This window comes from Flintibacter sp. SJQ-8 (genome assembly GCF_054108085.1).
In genome coordinates, this window is the sequence record NZ_JBPJWR010000016.1 from 150402 (window position 1) to 167759 (window position 17358).

General features: G+C 54.4%; 17 protein-coding genes and 1 pseudogene. 10 read left to right on the top strand and 8 right to left on the bottom strand.

What is annotated here, in order from left to right:
* The first annotated feature begins 80 nt into the window (after positions 1-80).
* From greA to ACSAMP_RS12175, 5 genes are all read left to right on the top strand, one after another.
* A complete protein-coding gene (greA, locus tag ACSAMP_RS12155) occupies positions 81-554 on the top strand; it encodes a transcription elongation factor GreA (RefSeq protein ID WP_441795976.1) in 474 nt (157 codons plus the stop codon).
* A 54-nt stretch (positions 555-608) separates the two neighbouring features.
* The gene (gene lysS, locus ACSAMP_RS12160; RefSeq protein ID WP_457800644.1) at positions 609-2534 is read left to right on the top strand and encodes a lysine--tRNA ligase; all 1926 of its coding nucleotides are present in this window, start codon (positions 609-611) and stop codon (positions 2532-2534) included.
* A gap of 80 nt (positions 2535-2614) precedes the next feature.
* On the top strand, positions 2615-3085 hold the full coding sequence (locus tag ACSAMP_RS12165) for a hypothetical protein (RefSeq protein WP_441795978.1): 471 nt from the start codon (positions 2615-2617) through the stop codon (positions 3083-3085).
* A 120-nt stretch (positions 3086-3205) separates the two neighbouring features.
* Entirely contained in the window at positions 3206-3766 is a 561-nt protein-coding gene (locus tag ACSAMP_RS12170) for a hypothetical protein (RefSeq protein WP_457800645.1), read from the top strand.
* Between the two features lie 173 nt (positions 3767-3939).
* The gene (locus tag ACSAMP_RS12175) at positions 3940-5205 is read left to right on the top strand and encodes a chloride channel protein (protein WP_457800646.1); all 1266 of its coding nucleotides are present in this window, start codon (positions 3940-3942) and stop codon (positions 5203-5205) included.
* A gap of 73 nt (positions 5206-5278) precedes the next feature.
* On the opposite strand, the gene ACSAMP_RS12180 is transcribed toward ACSAMP_RS12175, so the two are convergent.
* The 3 genes from ACSAMP_RS12180 to ACSAMP_RS12190 form a co-directional block, all read right to left on the bottom strand.
* Positions 5279-5545: a DnaJ domain-containing protein gene (locus ACSAMP_RS12180; RefSeq protein WP_457800647.1), complete on the bottom strand. Its 267-nt coding sequence runs from the start codon at positions 5543-5545 to the stop codon at positions 5279-5281.
* A 346-nt stretch (positions 5546-5891) separates the two neighbouring features.
* Positions 5892-6680, bottom strand: coding sequence for a CPBP family intramembrane glutamic endopeptidase (locus ACSAMP_RS12185; RefSeq protein WP_457800648.1), 789 nt, complete (start codon positions 6678-6680; stop codon positions 5892-5894).
* Between the two features lie 421 nt (positions 6681-7101).
* Positions 7102-7797 carry a Crp/Fnr family transcriptional regulator gene (locus ACSAMP_RS12190; protein WP_457800649.1) on the bottom strand — a complete coding sequence of 232 codons (696 nt, stop codon included), beginning with the start codon at positions 7795-7797 and terminating at the stop codon, positions 7102-7104.
* Positions 7798-7884: 87 nt separating this feature from the next.
* Here ACSAMP_RS12190 and ACSAMP_RS12195 point away from each other — a divergent pair, with 87 nt between their 5' ends.
* The 5 genes from ACSAMP_RS12195 to ACSAMP_RS12215 all read left to right on the top strand — a co-directional run bounded on the left by ACSAMP_RS12195 (position 7885) and on the right by ACSAMP_RS12215 (position 12341).
* A complete protein-coding gene (locus ACSAMP_RS12195; protein ID WP_457800650.1) occupies positions 7885-8598 on the top strand; it encodes an ATP-binding protein in 714 nt (237 codons plus the stop codon).
* Positions 8599-8623: 25 nt separating this feature from the next.
* A complete protein-coding gene (locus ACSAMP_RS12200) occupies positions 8624-8779 on the top strand; it encodes a rubredoxin (RefSeq protein WP_457800651.1) in 156 nt (51 codons plus the stop codon).
* 25 nt (positions 8780-8804) lie between these two features.
* Positions 8805-9494 (top strand): DUF2249 domain-containing protein, encoded by a 690-nt coding sequence (locus ACSAMP_RS12205; RefSeq protein ID WP_457800652.1) that lies wholly within the window; start codon positions 8805-8807, stop codon positions 9492-9494.
* Between the two features lie 23 nt (positions 9495-9517).
* The gene (gene hcp / locus ACSAMP_RS12210; RefSeq protein ID WP_457800653.1) at positions 9518-11116 is read left to right on the top strand and encodes a hydroxylamine reductase; all 1599 of its coding nucleotides are present in this window, start codon (positions 9518-9520) and stop codon (positions 11114-11116) included.
* Positions 11117-11417: 301 nt separating this feature from the next.
* The gene (locus ACSAMP_RS12215) at positions 11418-12341 is read left to right on the top strand and encodes a DUF4300 family protein (protein WP_457800654.1); all 924 of its coding nucleotides are present in this window, start codon (positions 11418-11420) and stop codon (positions 12339-12341) included.
* Positions 12342-12582: 241 nt separating this feature from the next.
* Here ACSAMP_RS12215 and ACSAMP_RS12220 read toward each other — a convergent pair.
* The 5 genes and pseudogenes from ACSAMP_RS12220 to ACSAMP_RS12240 form a co-directional block, all read right to left on the bottom strand.
* Positions 12583-12918 (bottom strand): annotated as a pseudogene (locus ACSAMP_RS12220) (ATP-binding cassette domain-containing protein); the annotation flags it as partial.
* Between the two features lie 200 nt (positions 12919-13118).
* A complete protein-coding gene (locus ACSAMP_RS12225; RefSeq protein WP_457800655.1) occupies positions 13119-14801 on the bottom strand; it encodes a recombinase family protein in 1683 nt (560 codons plus the stop codon).
* Positions 14802-14917: 116 nt separating this feature from the next.
* On the bottom strand, positions 14918-15184 hold the full coding sequence (locus ACSAMP_RS12230; protein ID WP_117465016.1) for a DUF6870 family protein: 267 nt from the start codon (positions 15182-15184) through the stop codon (positions 14918-14920).
* Between the two features lie 433 nt (positions 15185-15617).
* On the bottom strand, positions 15618-16028 hold the full coding sequence (locus tag ACSAMP_RS12235) for an RNA polymerase sigma factor (RefSeq protein ID WP_117465015.1): 411 nt from the start codon (positions 16026-16028) through the stop codon (positions 15618-15620).
* Positions 16029-16458: 430 nt separating this feature from the next.
* Positions 16459-17331: a hypothetical protein gene (locus ACSAMP_RS12240; RefSeq protein WP_226818873.1), complete on the bottom strand. Its 873-nt coding sequence runs from the start codon at positions 17329-17331 to the stop codon at positions 16459-16461.
* Positions 17332-17358: the final 27 nt, after the last annotated feature.

Genomic DNA, 17358 nt, shown 5'->3' on the forward strand with positions numbered 1-17358 from the left:
GCGTTATTATGCCCAAAATTTTTGGGTCATCTGCCGCCGGGGGCATTTCCGGCGGCCATATAGAAAGGTGTGCGACGAACATGGCGAAGGAATACAAACTCAGCCCCCAGCGTCTGAAGGCTCTTCAGGACGAGATGAACTATCTGAAGACCGTCCGGGAGAAGGAGGTGGCCGAGCTCATCAAGGAGGCCCGCTCCTTCGGCGACCTGTCTGAGAACAGCGAGTATGACGAGGCCAAGAACGAGCAGGGCAAGCTCTACTCCCGCATGGCCGAGCTGGAGGACATCCTCTCCAACTATGTGGTCATCGAGGAGGAGGAGAAGGAGGGCGACTTCATCCGCCTGGGCTCCACCGTCACCGTGCTGGACAAGGAATTCAACGAGGAGGAGACCTATAAGCTGGTTGGCTCTCAGGAGGCCGACCCCGCCAAGGGCACCATCTCCGAGGACTCCCCCTTCGGCAAGGCCCTGCTGGGCCACAACGAGGGCGAGGACATCACCGTGGACGCCCCCGGCGGCCCCGTGGAGTATAAGATCCTCAAGGTGGAGCGGTAATTTCACCCAATGCGGCCATTGCGGCCGAGACACGATATAGATAGGAGTGGCAACATGGCCGAAAAGAATCAGGAGAATCAGGAGAACCTGTCCCAGCTGTTACAGATCCGCCGGGACAAGCTGAAGGAGCTTCAGGAGAGCGGAAACGACCCCTTCCAGATCACCAAATACGACGTGGACAACACCGCCGCCAACATCAAGGAGAACTTCGACGCCCTGGAGGGCCAGGAGGTCTCTGTGGCTGGCCGTCTGATGAGCAAGCGGGGCATGGGCAAGGTGTCCTTCTGCGACATGCAGGATAAGTCCGGCCGCATCCAGCTCTATGCCCGCAAGGACGAGATGGACGAGGCGGAGTATGCCCGCTTTAAGAAGTATGACATCGGCGACATCGTGGGCGTGAAGGGCATCGTGTTCCGCACCCAGCGGGGCGAGATGTCTGTGCGGGTGGTCACCTGCACCCTGCTGAGCAAGTCCCTCCTCCCCCTGCCCGAGAAGTTCCACGGCCTGACCAGCACCGAGCTGCGCTATCGTCAGCGCTATGTGGACCTGATCGTCAACCCCGAGGTGAAGCGGAACTTTGTCATCCGCTCTCAGTTCATCAAGCACCTGCGGGATTATCTGGACAACATGGGCTATATCGAGGTGGAGACCCCCGTTCTGAACACCATCGCCGGCGGTGCCGCCGCCCGGCCCTTTGTCACCCACCACAACACCCTGGACATCGACATGTACATGCGCATCGCCACCGAGCTGCCCCTGAAGCGGCTGATCGTGGGCGGCATGGACCGGGTGTATGAGGTCGGGCGCATCTTCCGCAACGAGGGCATGGACCCCAAGCACAACCCCGAGTTCACCACCGTGGAGCTGTATCAGGCCTATGCCGATTTCCACGACATGATGGACATCGCTGAGGGCGTGTACACCACCTTCGCCCAGAAGTATCTGGGCACCTATGAGTTGGAATGGATGGGCGAGAAGATCGACCTGACCCCCGGCTGGCCCCGCATGACCATGGTGGAGGCCGTGAAGAAGTATGTGGGCATTGACTTCGACGCCATCTCCGACGATGCCGAGGCCGTGGCCGCCGCCAAGGCCAAGGGCATCGAGTTGGCCGACGCCGCCGAGAAGACCTGGGGCAACGCCCTGTACGCCTGCTTCGATCAGAAGGTGGAGGAACAGCTGATCCAGCCCACCTTCATCACCATGTACCCCGTGGAGGTCAGCCCCCTGACCAAGCGCAGCCCCAAGGACCCCCGCCTCACCGAGCGCTTTGAGTTCTTCATCTGCCACAGCGAGATGGGCAACGCCTATTCCGAGCTGAACGACCCTATCGACCAGCGCCAGCGCTTTGAAAAGCAGGTGGAGCAGCGGGAGCGGGGCGATGACGAGACCGAGATGATGGACGAGGACTTCCTCACCGCCCTGGAGTATGGCATGCCCCCCACGGGCGGCATGGGCATGGGCATCGACCGCGCCGTCATGCTCTTCACCGGGGCCGAGACCATCCGCGAGGTCATCCTCTTCCCCACCATGAAGCCCCTGGACACCCCCAAGAAGGAGGACAAGCCCGCCGCTGCCCCCGCCGCCCAAGCGGAGGAGAAGATCGACTTCTCCAAGGTGCAGATCGAGCCCCTGTTTGCCGACTTTGTGGACTTTGAGACCTTCTCCAAGTCCGACTTCCGGGCCGTGAAGGTCCTGGCCTGCGAGGCCGTGAAGAAGTCCAAGAAGCTGCTGAAGTTCACCCTGGATGACGGCTCCGGCACCCCCCGGACCATCCTCAGCGGCATTCACGCCTATTACGAGCCGGAGGAGCTCGTGGGCAAGACCTGCATCGCCATCACCAACCTGCCCCCCCGCCCCATGATGGGCATCGATTCCTGCGGCATGCTCATCTCCGCCGTCCACAGCGAGGAGGGCGAGGAGCGCCTGCACCTGCTGATGGTGGACCCCCACATCCCCGCCGGCGCTAAGCTGTACTGAGAATAAAATGATAAATGGGCAGTCCCGATTATAATGGGGCTGCCCATTTTTTGAAAAAAGAGAAAGTAGGATCTTGCGTTATGAGCGAGAATATAAACGGAGAAACATTTCCGGTTTCTCATGGCGGAGTAAGTTTGCCATTTGAATGGTATTCCAAAGAATACATTTTAAAAGAACTGACAAACAATGCGTCATATTTTGGAGACATCATCGAAATAAAACAGGCAACAAAAGCGAAAATAAAGAGCTGCCGCAAAGGGAAGAACGAATATTTCGCTTATATTAAGTTTTTCAGCATCAATGGTAAAAGCTATGGGATCGTTGCCGGAAAGACCAATTATTCTAACCCTGATTTGTTATTTGACGATTGGAAAGATAAAAAAGATCACAGATATGCCAGAATATTTTTGAAGAATACAAGTGACGCTGCGTGGAGTGATACCATCATAATCGTGAATCACAAACCGTCTGCTTCTGAAGAAGAGGACAAACAGGCGGCTTTATTCATCGAATGCTATTTGCAGCGTAAATTTAATCTGTTTAATAGCTGAATATCTACTGCGTGAGTTCCCATTCTTTTCGTGATCTCCATTGACATTTCTCCCGACTTATTGCATGATGAAGTCAGAGAAGTGTCCGCCGCCCTGCCGTTTGACAAGGAGGTCCGGTCTATGAAAACTGTGTGGAACCGTTTTGGCCTTTTGTGCGTGATTTTCCTCTGTCCCCTGCTGCTCTACGCCGTGGGGGCGTGGGGGCTGATGCTGCTCCCCGGTCCGGTATGCGGTCCGCCGGAGGACGTGGTGCTGACCTTTAACTCCGACCAGGAGATGGCGGACCGGTGCGGCTGTCTCACCTATGACATGGCGGGGTTGACGGTGGACAGCGCCAGCCGCACCCTGCGCTGCCTTTCCGGCGGCGAGGAGGACCCGGACCGGTGGGACCAGCTGGACGCAGACTACACGTTCTCCGGCGAAAACCAGCCTCTCTCCGCCCTGTCTGTCCACGTCTATTTCGAGAACCGCACCAGCACAGAGACGTTTCCCGATCAGAATTTCCCTCAGCAGCGCCAGAAGATCGACGGCACCCTGGTCTTCTGGCAGCAGCCCCAGGACAGCCCTCTGATCTATGACGTCCTGTTTCAGCACAGCGACTATACCTACCAGCTCCGGCTGGAACTGGCGGACGGGGCCGAGGAGAGTTTGGAATCCTGTCTCTCCCCCATCCTCCCCTAGTCCTGTCATTGCGAGGTGCCCCACAGGGGCGACGTGGCGATCCGTTTTTTCTCTATACTTGACGCACCTCCACCGGAATGGTATACTTTCTTTATAAAATCTTAACACGTCAAAGCCCGCCGCCGTTTTCCCGGAGGCGGGCTTTGACCGATAGACAGATAGGAGAGAAACCCATGCAACCTGCCCCCTCTGACGAGCGGACGTCTATGTCCGTGCTGCAATATCTGGTCTTTTTGAAATGGCTCCTCTATTCCTGCCTCATCGGCATCGTGGTGGGCGGGGTGGCCATCTCCTTCCACTATGGCATCGACTGGGCCACCCAGCTGCGTGGGGCCCACCCCAACGTGATCTTCTTCCTGCCCCTGGGCGGCGTGGCCATCGTGCTGTTCTACCGGGCCTGCCACATGGAGAAGGACCGGGGCACCAATCTGGTGCTGGTGGCCGTGCGGGAGGCCGAGCCCATGAAGCTGCGCACCACTCCCCTCATCTACTTCTCCACCATCCTCACCCACCTGGTGGGCGGCTCCGCCGGGCGCGAGGGAGCGGCTTTGCAGCTGGGCGGCTCGTTGGCCGCGTGGCTGGGCCGCCAGATCAGATTGGACGCCAAGGACAGCCGGATCATGGTCATGTGCGGCATGGCCGCCGCCTTCTCCGCCCTGTTCGGCACTCCCCTCACCGCCGCCATCTTCGCCATGGAGGTGGTCAGCGTGGGCGTGATGTACTATGCGGCCATGGTGCCCTGCGTGCTGTCCTCCCTCATCGCCTTTCAGTTTGCCCGGGTGTGCGGGCTCCACGCCACGGTGGGCTACTCCATCCCCGACGCAGCGGCCCTGTCCCCCCTGACCATGGTCCAGGCGGCGGGGCTGGGCGTGCTGTGCGCCATCGTGTCCATCCTGTTCTGCGAGGTGATGCACGCCGCCCCCAAGGTCTATGCCAACGTGGCCCCCAATCCCCTGATCCGGGCAGCCATGGGCGGCGTGCTGGTGCTGGGGCTGACCCTGATGGTGGGCAGTCAGGACTATAACGGCGCTGGCGACTTTGTCATCCGCCGTCTGCTGGCCGGGGAGACCATTCCCCAGGCCTTCCTGCTGAAGATCGCCTTCACCGCCGTCACCCTAGGCGCGGGCTTCCGTGGGGGTGAGATCGTCCCCGTGCTGTTCACCGGCTGCGCCTTCGGCACCCTGGCCGGGCCTATCTTAGGGCTGCCCCACGCCTTCTCCGGGGCCATGGGCATGGCCGCCGTGTTCTGCGGGGCCACCAACTGCCCCATCACTTCGATCCTGCTATCCTACGAGCTGTTCGGCGGCGAGAGCCTGCCCCTGTATGCCCTGTGCTGCGTGGTCTCCTATCTCCTGTCCGGCTACTATGGCCTGTACAGCGAGCAGAAGATCGTCTATTCCAAATACCGCCCCGAGTGGATCGACCAGAAGGCGCAGTAAGGCTTGACGCAAATAACACATAACACAATGATCGCCCTCCCAAGCTCAACACTCGGGAGGGCGATTTTTTAGCTTACTGTGAAGAGTCTTCTTCATTCCATCGCAGCAGGTCATATTCTGCGGAAATCTCCTTGAAAATATCGGCAGCTTGAACTTCAGTAGAAACATCTGGGTGATACTTTTTCGCAAGCTCTCGGAACTCTTTCTTCAGCACCTCCATATCTGTACGCGCTTTTTCAGAAAACCAACTGTCTCCAAATAGCCTTTCCAATCCAATCGTCTCCTCATTGGCGTTATCTTCAGAGGGACGATGCGACTCTATTTCCCCCTCCGGTGCCATATAGAAGAAGCCGCCGTCCGTAGTATAGAGCTTCCACCTACCTTTACTGGCGAGGATCTTTTCCAGATAGTCTGGATCAGAATAAAGATGAAGCAGATACTGAACTGTTCGAGAACTTGACCGTCTCCAAATGTCAACGCGTTGTTCCGCTGTTTGAATTACATTTTGCTTTCGATTGCAGTTGGCAGACCGCAATCTTACTTTAGCAAAAGGAGTTTTTTTCGTCTACTCTCCGCTTAAGCTTTTTGGAACCACTCGCCTAGCGAGTGGTTTTCGGGCTACAAAAAACAGCGGCACAGAGAGTTTGCTCTGTGCCGCTGTATGCTTTATACATTGTATAAAAACCTTACATGCTATCTGCTCTTTTGCCCTGCCGGAGCGAGCGGCAGACGACATACCCCGCCGGAGCGATCATGATCAGAATAAAAATGCTGATCAGTTCATTCACTTCGGATAGCGCAAAGCCCTGCAGCATAGTAATGAGGTTGTTTGCGAAATGCACGAGGATGGGAAACAGCAGGTTCCTTTTCTTCTCGTAAAAGATTCCTGCGGCAATGCCCATAAGGGTGGCATAGGCAGCCTGCACGATATTCAAGTGATAAACGCCGAAGAGTACAGATGATATTAGAATCGAGGCCCAAGCTGGGGCGAATTTCCGCATGGAGCGAAGCACAATGCCGCGGAATAGAATTTCTTCTACAATAGGTGCAGCAATCACCGCAATCATAAATGTTCCAAATGCATTTCCACCGGCAATATTTTCAGCACCGGCGTTCATTGCCTCAACGCTTTTTTGAAGCGAGGGAAGCTGTTCTGCCAGCATGATCCAAAGACCGGAGATCCCGCAAATGCCAAATCCCACGACCAGACTGCCGAGCACATCTTTGAAATTTGTCGCTGTGCGCGGTTCGCTTATCTCTTTCCTCCAAAGCAGTTTATAGAGCGTGAAGAATACGAGGATAAGAACAGCGTAGATCAAAATCTCGCCCCAATATGAGTGTTTCATAAATTGTTGTGGGGGGATATGAAAAACATCCAAAACGAGCCTTTCCACAAGGAAATACAACAGATTGGACAGCAAAAAATGCAGTGCGATTGCAAGAATGGGAAAAGCAAAATATCTTTTTTTCATCATACGGTCAATTTTTTCTCCTGTCTGTATTTTTGAGGGGGTTGCAACAGTGTAACAGATTTAACTTAAAGTCTTCGTTAAGGGGCGAAGCTGCAATCTTTTAAAAGCAGCATCACAAAAGGACGCGGTTCATCTTCCTTGCCGAATCCTATGAATTTTGACCCCTCTCTAAAAGATGTTTTCCTCATAGTCAGTGACATGCTGAATTTGGCATTAGACTCCTTGAGCTCTGCAAAGCTTTCGGAGTTCAAACAGAAAATACCCACAGCCAAAGCGACTGTGGGTATGATCAAATCAGATTGTACGAGCTGACGCTGTCCTGCCGATCTCTACAGACCGTAGCTGCTTTTTCCATCTGCAAAACCTCGACGCTCCGTGGCTGACGGGGTTATCCGCACTTGCCAATACGCCCAAAGGGGGCTCATTAACGCGCAGAAGGAAAGGGACGGTCAGCCTCCGGCGTTTTGAGAAGGAAATGGCTTTTGTGAAAGTCGAGCAGGCCCTCATCCCGCATTTTTCCAAGCTCCAGCGACAGCCCGCTGCGCTCCACGCCGAGATAATCCGCAAGCTGCTGGCGGGAGAACGGAATGTCGAATTCATAGCCGCCCCGGCGCTGTGCCTCGGCGGAAAAATAGGACATCAGCTTTGCCCGGGTGGTGCGCTGGCCCATGTGGGTGAGCTTTTCGTTGAGCCGCAGGTTCTTCTCCGCTAACTCGCCCAGCAGATTGCGGATGATCCGGCTATGGTGGGAGCAGGCGGAGGGGCACACGTTCAAAACGCGTCTTATATGCAGAAACATCACCGTCACCGCGCTCTCTGCCTCCACGCTCACATTCAGTACCGACCCCGGCGCACAGGCGAACACCTCCGCGAAGGTCTGCCCCGGCCCGATTTTGGAGAGGATGCTGCGGTTTCCCCAGATGTCCTCCTGCACAACGAGGGCGCTGCCCGCCAGCACAAGGCCCACTTCCTCCACCGCGTCTCCCGCGCGGAGCAGGCGGGCACCTTTGGGAAAGGTGTCGATCCTCGCCTCAAGGCAGGAGAGCATGACGGCAAGCTCCTCGTCGGAAATGCCGGAGAAAAGGGGCGCAGCGTGGAGCACAGGGAAAAATTCTTTCATAAAAAGTCCTCTTTCGTTGAAAATTCAACCGACTTGTTGCTTTTAGTATAGTACAATGAACGCACAAAAGCAACAGGAGGACCGAAGATGAAACGACGGATCATCGAGATCGACGAAAATAAGTGCAACGGCTGCGGCGCCTGCGCCGCCGCCTGTCACGAGGGCGCCATCGCCATGGTGGACGGCAAGGCGCGGCTCATGCGGGAGGATTACTGCGACGGCTTGGGCGACTGTCTGCCCACCTGCCCCACCGGGGCCATCACCTTTGTGGAGCGGGAGGCGGCGGCCTATGACGAGCAGGCCGTCATGGAAAATAAGCAGCAGAAAATGCGGAAGGAGGGCATGACCCTGCCCTGCGGCTGCCCCGGCAGCCAGTCCCGGAATATTCAGCGTCAGGAGGCGCCCGCCGTGGAAACGCCGCAAGCCCAGCAGACGAGCCGCCTTTCCCAGTGGCCGGTGCAGATCAAGTTAGTGCCGGTGAACGCCCCGTATTTTGACGGCGCGCGGCTCCTGATTGCCGCCGACTGCACCGCTTACGCCTACGCCGCCTTCCACGAGAGGTTCATCAAGGGACACATCACCCTCGTGGGCTGCCCCAAGCTGGACGGCGTAGACTATTCCGAAAAGCTGACCGAGATCATCCGGGAGAACAACATCAAGAGCGTCACCGTCGTGCGGATGGAGGTGCCCTGCTGCGGCGGGCTGGAACTGGCGGCGAAAAAAGCGCTCCAACAGAGCGGGAAATTTATCCCGTGGCAGGTCGTCACCGTCACGGTGGACGGCCGGCTGAAAGAGGACTAAAGCGGGACGCGAAAGGAGAATCGTTATGAAATACGTTTGTACCGTCTGCGGTTGGGAATACGACGAGAGCGTGGGGTATCCCGAGGGCGGCATTACGCCGGGAACGCCCTGGAGCGAGGTACCGGAGGACTTTGAATGCCCCCTGTGCGGCGTGGGTAAGGATTCCTTTGAAGAGGCGTGAGCTTTCTGCAAGAGAGGCAAAGACTATGAGTTATGAAAACTGGAAGAATAAGGCGCAGGGGTTTCAGACCGTGGATGTGCGCCATATACAGGGCAGCTTCTTTGAAGGGCTGAAGAAAAGAGCCGAGGCGTTAGAGGTGGGCGAAGGATTACACATCATCCAAACCTTTGAGCCGCATCCGCTGTACGCTGTCATGGAGGGCTTGGGCTACGAGCACCACACCGAGCAGCGGGGTGAGGCGGAGTTCCATGTCTGGTTCTGCCGTGTGGAGAAGAAGGAAGGCGACAGCTCCGCTCCCTTCAAGCCGCTGGCTCTTTTGAACTATCCCATGATCGACGAAAAGCTGGGGCAGATCGCCGTGGATTTCTGGGAGACCACATGGCAAAGCGAGAAGCGCGTACTGCCCTACGAAATGCGGCTGCTGCTGTCCCTGACCAACGCAGTGGGCGCAGGCCGGATGCGGCAGGCGGCGCGAGAGCTGGTAAAAGCATATATCCACGGCGTAGAGAGCGCCGCGTTGGACGATGTGTTTGAGCTGCTGGCATGGAATCAGGGCATTGGCTTTTTCAGCAGCGAGATTGGCCCCTCGGCGCTGTTTCAGGCGTACAAGCTCATTAAAAACGGTGAGAAGCAGGGCAAGTCCCGGGAGGATATCTGCAGCGCGCTGCGCGAGAAATTCGGGGAGAAGAACCCGGAGATGCAGGTCCTGAACTAAAAAGCAGAAGGAGACGAACGACAATGGATAACAGGATGTTTTGCTTTCAGTGTGAGCAGACGGCTGGCTGCGCTGGTTGTACCGGAAAAGCCGGTGTCTGCGGAAAAACCGCTGAGGTGGCGGAGCTCCAGGACCAGTTGACTGGCGCTCTGGTTGGACTGTCCCGTGCGGTAGATAATGCCCCGGACGCGAATGAGGGGACTTGGCGGCTGATGATCGAGGGGCTGTTCACCACCGTCACCAATGTGAGTTTCAACGAAAAGACCATTCGGGAGCTGATCGATCGGGTACACGAGGAAAAGGCCCGCCTTGTTCCAGGCTGTTCCGGCTGCGGCTCCCGCTGCGGGCGAAACGATGATTATGATATGAACTTGCTCTGGAACGCGCAGGAGGATATTCGCAGTCTCAAATCCCTGATCCTCTTCGGCGTGCGCGGCATGGCGGCCTATGCCCATCACGCTATGATGCTGGGCTATGCCGACGAGAAAGTGAACCGCTTTTTCGCCAAGGCTCTTTTTGCCGTGGGCGAGGACTGGGACATGGACGCGCTGCTGCCCATCGTGATGGAGGTGGGCGAAAAGAACCTCCAGTGCATGGCGCTGCTGGATAAGGCCAACACCGAGACCTACGGCACGCCCACGCCCGTGACCGTCCCGCTGACGGTGGAGAAGGGGCCGTTCATCGTCATCTCCGGGCACGACCTGCACGACCTCAAACTGCTGCTGGAGCAGACGGCGGGCAAGGGCGTGAATATCTACACGCACGGCGAAATGCTGCCAGCCCACGGCTATCCGGAGCTGAAGAAATACCCACACCTCAAGGGCAACTTCGGCACGGCGTGGCAGAACCAGCAGAAGGAGTTTGCCGACATCCCCGCACCGGTGCTGTTCACCACCAACTGCCTGATGCCTCCACGGGCGAGCTACGCAGACCGTGTGTTCACCACGGCGCTGGTATCCTACCCCGAAATCACCCACATCGGTGAGGACAAGGATTTCACCCCTGTCATCGAAAAGGCACTGGCTCTGGGAGGTTACGCCAAGAATATGGTGTTTACCGGCATCAACGGCGGCAGCACGGTCATGACCGGCTTCGGTCACGGTGCGGTGCTGAGCGTGGCGGAGCAGGTGATCGACGCGGTAAAGGCTGGTGCAATCAAGCATTTCTTCCTGGTTGGCGGCTGCGACGGAGCCCGCCCCGGGCGGAACTACTATACCGAGTTTGTCAAGCAGACGCCCGCCGACACTGTGGTGCTGACGCTGGCCTGCGGCAAATTCCGTTTCAACGACTTGGATCTGGGGACCATCGGCGGGCTGCCGCGGCTGATGGATGTAGGACAGTGCAACGACGCCTACGGGGCTGTCAAAATCGCGCTGGCCTTGGCGGACGCCTTTGGCTGCGGGGTCAACGACCTGCCCCTATCTCTGGTGCTCTCGTGGTATGAGCAGAAGGCGGTGTGCATTTTGCTGACACTGCTGCACCTGGGCATCAAGAATATCCGCCTCGGCCCCACCCTGCCGGCGTTTATCTCTCCCAATGTGCTGAACTATCTGGCGGAGAACTTTCATATTGCCCCGGTCACCACGCCGGAGGAGGATCTGAAGGTGCTGCTGAAGCGCTGACAGACCGTAATGCGGCTGCGGAGAGGGACATCTCCGCAGCCGCACTTTATTGAAAGCAACCATGAGTGGCGCGGCCATTTATCCGCGCCACTCATGAGCGTTTACTTTTGGTTCTTTGCTTTGATATTCCTACACGACGCTGGCTCCAGATAATACTTCTCATGTCAGAGCACCCGGAGAAGTGAAGAAAACTGCTTACTTCAACATCCCAGCATCTGTATCTTAACATAAGATTTATGGCTCGGTGCTATAATAACCTCAGCAAGCTGGGCGATCGCCAAGGAAAGGATAGATCAGGACCATGAAATCACGACGGGATGGCATTTTTATTTTATGCATTGTGTTTATTGCCGCCGTACTTACAGGCTGCGAGGGCGCGGCTGAGCAGCGACCGGCATTGGATAGGATCGAGTATACGAACCTGAACGACAGTGGATCAAGGGAGCTTTTGCAGGAGCTGCTCTCCGACGCAGGCGTATCAGACGGGCGTATTCAGGGCTTTTTCCGCCGTGTGGACCGCTTTAATGACGGCGTGAAGCAGGAATGGCTTACGGATGGCTTTGAGGAAGCAGAACTGCTGTATACGAAATATGACCCTTACGCGATGCAGGACGAATGGACGGCGAAAAACGGGACGTTTCCGGGCTATAACTGCCGGATCACCGCCATGAACCTGTTTGGGGACTTCCTCTCCGTGAGCGCGGACTCTCAAATCAATGCCGGTGAAGATGTGCTGTTTGTGGACGAGGAAGCGCTGAAAACAAGATCTGCCGATGCGCTGGGCGGAAGCAGCCTTGCGGATTTCCGCGCGTTGTATTCCTCTGTGAAGACGGAGGATACCACGGAGATCAAGCGTCATGTACAAACCGTACAAGAGGAATGGGCTTCCCGCGGCGTTACCTTTCGGGAGAATGAACGAATCCGCCTCATCACGGTGTTCTTCCATGATAAGCCGACCGAGGAGGAATCTCTGCTGTTTGTCGGGCATGTTGGAGTACTTTTGACGGCGGAGGACGGGACGCTGTACTTTGTAGAAAAGGTTGCCTTTCAGGAGCCGTATCGGATGCTGCGCTTTGCCGACCGAACGGCACTGAGCGATTACCTTATGGGGAAATATGACACCTCATGGGGGCAGGATACGGCGAGCCCCTTTATCATGGAGAACGACGAACTTATGGACGGCTGGCGTCCAAACCCGGATAGCGGAAGCTCCGCGCTCGGCTAAGGAATGCGCGTTGCTGCCAATATAAGAAATTCCCGACTCCGATCGGGGATTTCTTATATTATCTTCCGCTGAAGCTGTGGAGAAAACCAGACAAAGTATATCAACGCTGCAAAGTGAGACGGGATTTGTCAAGGGGGGATTTTGCATAAAACTACGTGTTCTAATATAATTATAATAAAAGGACAGGAGGCATTTTTTTGTGTTTCCTGTCCTTCACTACCTTGTGTGACAGATGTTTTTATCATCTTTCCATTTGCAACCTTGCCATATTGCTAAAAATACCACCATTTTTCATTAACTCTTCTGGATTGCCCTGTTCTGCAACTCTGCCATTTTCCAGTACTACGATTTTGTCTGCTCCTGCTATTGTGCGCATACGGTGAGCAATCACGAGCACAGTTTTGTTCCGCAGAAGCTCTGATAACGCTTCCTGCACCATACTTTCATTTTCCACATCCATAGATGCAGTAGCTTCGTCCAGAATTATAACTGGTGCATCTTTCAGAATCGCACGAGCAATGGAAATTCGCTGACGTTCACCACCGGAAAGGGTGCAGCCATTTTCACCAATCATTGTTAATTGCAACATCCCCTGGCCCCATATATACACAATTCCGGTTATCAAACATACATTCAAATCTCCCTTTCAGGCAATGCTCAATACTGATAACATCCTGTTCCATACCACTTTGATAACAGGTATCACTTTGAAAGTCCGTTACCATATGATTAGCGCCTATTAGGAAAACACACTGTCAAAGGGGTTCGTAGCGGGGGTTAGCCCGCTACTGTGGTATCTTCCGTAGTGTTGATTTCAATGTACTCGGCAATCTTGCGGAGCTCGTCAGCAAATTTGAATTTCACGCTGATATTGCCGTTTTCATAGACCTTGATATAGTCCACAAGTTCAACCAAGATTTCACGGTTGAGGGCTTCAATGTTCTGATACTTCATAAAGGCTACCAGTGCAGGATGCTCGTTGTCCACACCGTTTGCCAGTTCTGCGCGTTCAGCGTTCAGCCGGGTAAGCACCGCGGAAATATCAGAAGTCTGCCGTTCGTAGTCAGCCTTCATATCCCGGTATTCCTGCTGGGTGATTTCACCGTCTTTCCAGTCCTGATAAAGAGATTGCTTGTAGCGTGTTATCTTTGTCAGTTCCCGCTCTTTTGCAGCTATCAGATCGTCCAGTCGGTAAGACTGGCTTTTTTTGATTGGAGCGGAATTGATCTGCGTGACGATTTCCGAGTAGGAAACAGCCAAATGTACCTGATGCTGTACAGCGAACAAAACAGCAGCCTCCAGCCGTTCATGCTTGATTGAGTGCATGGTGCAGGCTGTCCGGGAACGGTTCTTGTAGGTTGAGCAAGAATAATATACACTGTTGTTCTTGCCAACGCATCGGGTAATGGCCCGCCCGCAATCGGCACATTTCAGAAAGCCGCTGAATAAATGTACCTCACGGCCTTTCGGGGAAGTACGGGTATCACGCTGTAAGAGAGCCTGTACCTTGTCGAAAGTTTCATAGTCGATAATGGCCTCATGCGTTCCAGCCACTTCCACCCATTCCTCGCGTGGAACAGCTTCAATCTGGTGTACCTTGTAGCTTTTCACCCGGCTTCGGCCTTGGGCTAAATCCCCGGTGTAGGTCGGATTGGTAAGAATGGAGTGGATCATGCGGACTCCCCACATAGGATCGTCATACCCTCTTGTCGAAACAGGCAAGCCCTTTTGTACCTTGTAAGCCGAGGGGCTCGGTACGCCGTGTTCGTTCAGGTACAGCGCGATAGCACGTTTTGATGACCCTTGAATAAGCATTGTGAAAATGAGTTTGACATTTTCAGCAGCATCGGGATCAACAATCAGCCTGTGCTTGTCCTTTGGGTGCTTTACATAGCCGTAAGGAGCAAATGCTCCGATATACTGGCCGTTGCGCCGTTTGTAATCAAATACCTGCCGGATCTTTTTGGAAGTCTGATAGCAGTAATTATCGTTCATCACGTTTGTAATGGGAACGATGATATTTGAAACGCTGTCGGGGTTCTTGTAGCTGTCCACATTCTCAGCAAGGCTGATAAAGCGAACACCCATTTGAACAAACAGGTTATCGATCAAACTTCCGGCATCGCTATAATTTCGTGCGAAGCGGGACAGGTCTTTTACTACCACGCAGTTAATTTTTCCGCTCATTACATCGGAAAGGAGCCGCTGGAAGTTCTCCCGGTTGGCGTCCGTTCCGGTGTGTCCATCGTCTACATATTCGGAAACACTTTCAAATTCTCCGATATGCTTCTGGTAAAAGTCATTGAGCAGATCACGCTGGTTGATGACGCTGTTGCTGTCGTCCTTTCCCTTTTTCAAGTCCTCCTTGGAGAGCCGGATGTATGCGCCCAGCCGCCAGCGGCGGATGGTATAAGAGGGAGAGAAACTCTGTTGCAACCCTCTGTTTTTTGTTCGTGCCATTGTTCCTCCTTCCCTATCACATTACATCTATATTATACCTCTGCTCGGGCGGGACAACAAGGATGCCTCCGCCTCGGGACACTTTGTCTCGAAGTAGAAACGGGCCATAACCGAAGTTACAGCCCGCTTTTTTGCCGGAGAAGGAAGTCCGTCAGCGTGTCCTGCAAGGACGGCCCGCTTTCCGCAAATTCAATTTTTACACCGATCCCGCCGATGCAAAAGCAGTATGGATTTTCTACCGCCTGCAAAAACAGAGCGATCCGCTCCTCCCGGGGGAGAGAGGTGTCAAAGATCATACCGCTCACATCCGGCAGGGACTCGGGAGCCACTGCGCCGATGTCAACGCTTTTCATTTGTTCCAGTTCCTTTGCCGTTAATCTCACGGTAAAACCTCCTTATCAAAAATAGGATACGCCTCCCGCATATCATGGGGAAACGCAAGAGGGCAGCACCCAAACGATGCTGCCCTCTTGCCTCACTCCATGTAAGTATAAAATAGAGAACGCCGCTCCCATTTTCTTGCCCTGTCCAAAGACAACCATGCTCAAAGCGGCGTTCCCTCGCAGATAAGGGAACAGCCCGGAGGGACAAGCGGCCAGCCTGTCCTATGCCGGATCGTGGCCGTGGGGCGGCCCGGCCCAGTTGCGGCGTTGGTGTTGTTCGCTCGTTCTTCCGAAGAAAAAGTCACAGCGCACCCGCCACCCGGCTCCCCGGACTATGCCCGGGGCCGCCGCTGTTTATCTGCGAAAAGAAGAATATCTTCTTTCATAAACCGAGACATTTTTTCATCATTTTCAAGTGGGGAAAATGAAAAAATCAAAAAGTTTTTTTCATACGCTCAAGGCCACGCTTGATCGACTGGCGGACAGACTCCTCATGTACGCCCTCGGCCTCGGCAATTTCCTTGATGCTCTTTCCAAGAATGATGTGGGCATCAATCCTGCGGCCCTGGATCTCCGGCAAAGAGTTGAGTGCGTTCCACAGACGGATGAACAGCTCCATGCGCTCCAGAAGCTCCTGGGGCGTTGGCTCATGCAGGCAGGCGGAATATTCGATCCCGTCATCGCAGTCCAGAGAATACTGCGCCTTATGCCGGGAGAGCCGCCGCTGGTAGGCCATTTCGTGCCGGGCATCGGACACAAACACTTCGGCTACCTCGTCAGAAACCTCAATAAACTGATCCTGTGTGTACCAATAATAAAAATCCTTCAGATTGATTGTAGTCATAAATAAACCTCCGTTTCGGTGTTGGGTGGATGAGTGACCGAAACGGGGCTCGGTGGGGAGCGGCATCCCGGGGAGCCGCCCCGCACCTCGGGACAATTTGTCTCGAAGTACAAAAAAGCGCCCGCACAGCAAGACGCTATGCAGACGCATGAAATTACATTATCATAATTGTACTGATATATTGTACCTTCATAGTCAGACTGTCCCGGAGGGGGAGCTACGCTTTTTTTAGCTGGTGAAGGTCATGGGAATTGTAAGAAAGTAAGATGGACACGGCGACACCCTCCTATGGGCCGCCGTGGGGTTACTGAATATCCAAAGAGAAACGGCGGCTCTGAAAATTGAGCCGCCGTTTCAAATAGGCGTATTGATAGGCTGCTGTACGACGGCTTTTTTTCTTTTGCCGTCGTGCGGCAGTTAAATGCTTTGTTTAGTTATGGCTTGCATTACCTATGGATTGGTTTCCAGATATTCCGGCCTGTGTATGCTCGTCAAACTCCTCTTGACTGTATTTCTCGATGCCAGTTAATGTTCCGTGATGTTCGCTGTTCAAGTGGCCGTAATCACGAACGGTATAAATGTCTATTGTACCAACACCACTTCCAAGCGTTCTCATTTCGCCTCGGAATTTTCCGCTGGTGAGACTTTCACCATTAGAAGTGAGAACATCCCGGAAATAGCGGACTTCCTCACCATTGAAATACCACTGATCTTTTTCGGCATCATAGGTTACTCCAAATGCCTCATACTCTGCAACGAGCTTTGCAGTTTCGCTATCTTCAAGCGGCGTTCCTGCCATGGCAACGGATGTGCTGTTTTTCAACGCCTCAATATCCCGTGCGTCAAATTCCTGCTGGGTAAACTCTTTTAAGCCAATCAGCTTACCCGCCGGATCAACGGAGCCGTCAGCCGCTTTTGAAAAGCTCTCTAAATCCCGTACAGCATACACATCTACTGTGCCGTTTTCATTTAGAAAATCAATACCGGCGGTTTCATTGTTACCGATGGGATAATAGTCCTCAAACCATCGAACCAAATTCCCGTTATAGGTAAGTTCATCTTTGACCGCATCATAGGTCATCCCATATTGTTCATAAGGTGCAAACATTTTTTCTTTGTCTGCGGCGGAAAGTGCCGAGCTATCCTCGCTGTTTCCAAGCGCCTCAGAGCTGCCAAGAGGTTGACTGATTTCTTCCTTGATAACGGGATTACCTTGTTCCTGGCTGTTCTGTGGTGTCGTGCTGCATCCAGCCAAACAGCCTAATAAGAGCATAGACGCAGCGCATAATGCCATTCTTCTCATAGTGTTTACCAATCCTTTCTTTGAATG

Excerpts from the sequence above, each read along its gene's own strand:
- ACSAMP_RS12200 (WP_457800651.1), top strand. The coding sequence starts at position 8,624 with ATGAAATACGTTTGTACCGTCTGCGGTTGGGAATACGACGAGAGCGTG.
- ACSAMP_RS12175 (WP_457800646.1), top strand. The coding sequence starts at position 3,940 with ATGCAACCTGCCCCCTCTGACGAGCGGACGTCTATGTCCGTGCTGCAA.
- ACSAMP_RS12215 (WP_457800654.1), top strand. The coding sequence starts at position 11,418 with ATGAAATCACGACGGGATGGCATTTTTATTTTATGCATTGTGTTTATT.
- ACSAMP_RS12180 (WP_457800647.1), bottom strand. The coding sequence starts at position 5,545 with ATGGCACCGGAGGGGGAAATAGAGTCGCATCGTCCCTCTGAAGATAAC.
- ACSAMP_RS12240 (WP_226818873.1), bottom strand. The coding sequence starts at position 17,331 with ATGAGAAGAATGGCATTATGCGCTGCGTCTATGCTCTTATTAGGCTGT.
- ACSAMP_RS12195 (WP_457800650.1), top strand. The coding sequence starts at position 7,885 with ATGAAACGACGGATCATCGAGATCGACGAAAATAAGTGCAACGGCTGC.
- ACSAMP_RS12225 (WP_457800655.1), bottom strand. The coding sequence starts at position 14,801 with ATGGCACGAACAAAAAACAGAGGGTTGCAACAGAGTTTCTCTCCCTCT.
- lysS (WP_457800644.1), top strand. The coding sequence starts at position 609 with ATGGCCGAAAAGAATCAGGAGAATCAGGAGAACCTGTCCCAGCTGTTA.
- ACSAMP_RS12170 (WP_457800645.1), top strand. The coding sequence starts at position 3,206 with ATGAAAACTGTGTGGAACCGTTTTGGCCTTTTGTGCGTGATTTTCCTC.
- ACSAMP_RS12165 (WP_441795978.1), top strand. The coding sequence starts at position 2,615 with ATGAGCGAGAATATAAACGGAGAAACATTTCCGGTTTCTCATGGCGGA.
- ACSAMP_RS12205 (WP_457800652.1), top strand. The coding sequence starts at position 8,805 with ATGAGTTATGAAAACTGGAAGAATAAGGCGCAGGGGTTTCAGACCGTG.
- hcp (WP_457800653.1), top strand. The coding sequence starts at position 9,518 with ATGGATAACAGGATGTTTTGCTTTCAGTGTGAGCAGACGGCTGGCTGC.
- ACSAMP_RS12235 (WP_117465015.1), bottom strand. The coding sequence starts at position 16,028 with ATGACTACAATCAATCTGAAGGATTTTTATTATTGGTACACACAGGAT.
- ACSAMP_RS12185 (WP_457800648.1), bottom strand. The coding sequence starts at position 6,680 with ATGATGAAAAAAAGATATTTTGCTTTTCCCATTCTTGCAATCGCACTG.
- ACSAMP_RS12190 (WP_457800649.1), bottom strand. The coding sequence starts at position 7,797 with ATGAAAGAATTTTTCCCTGTGCTCCACGCTGCGCCCCTTTTCTCCGGC.
- greA (WP_441795976.1), top strand. The coding sequence starts at position 81 with ATGGCGAAGGAATACAAACTCAGCCCCCAGCGTCTGAAGGCTCTTCAG.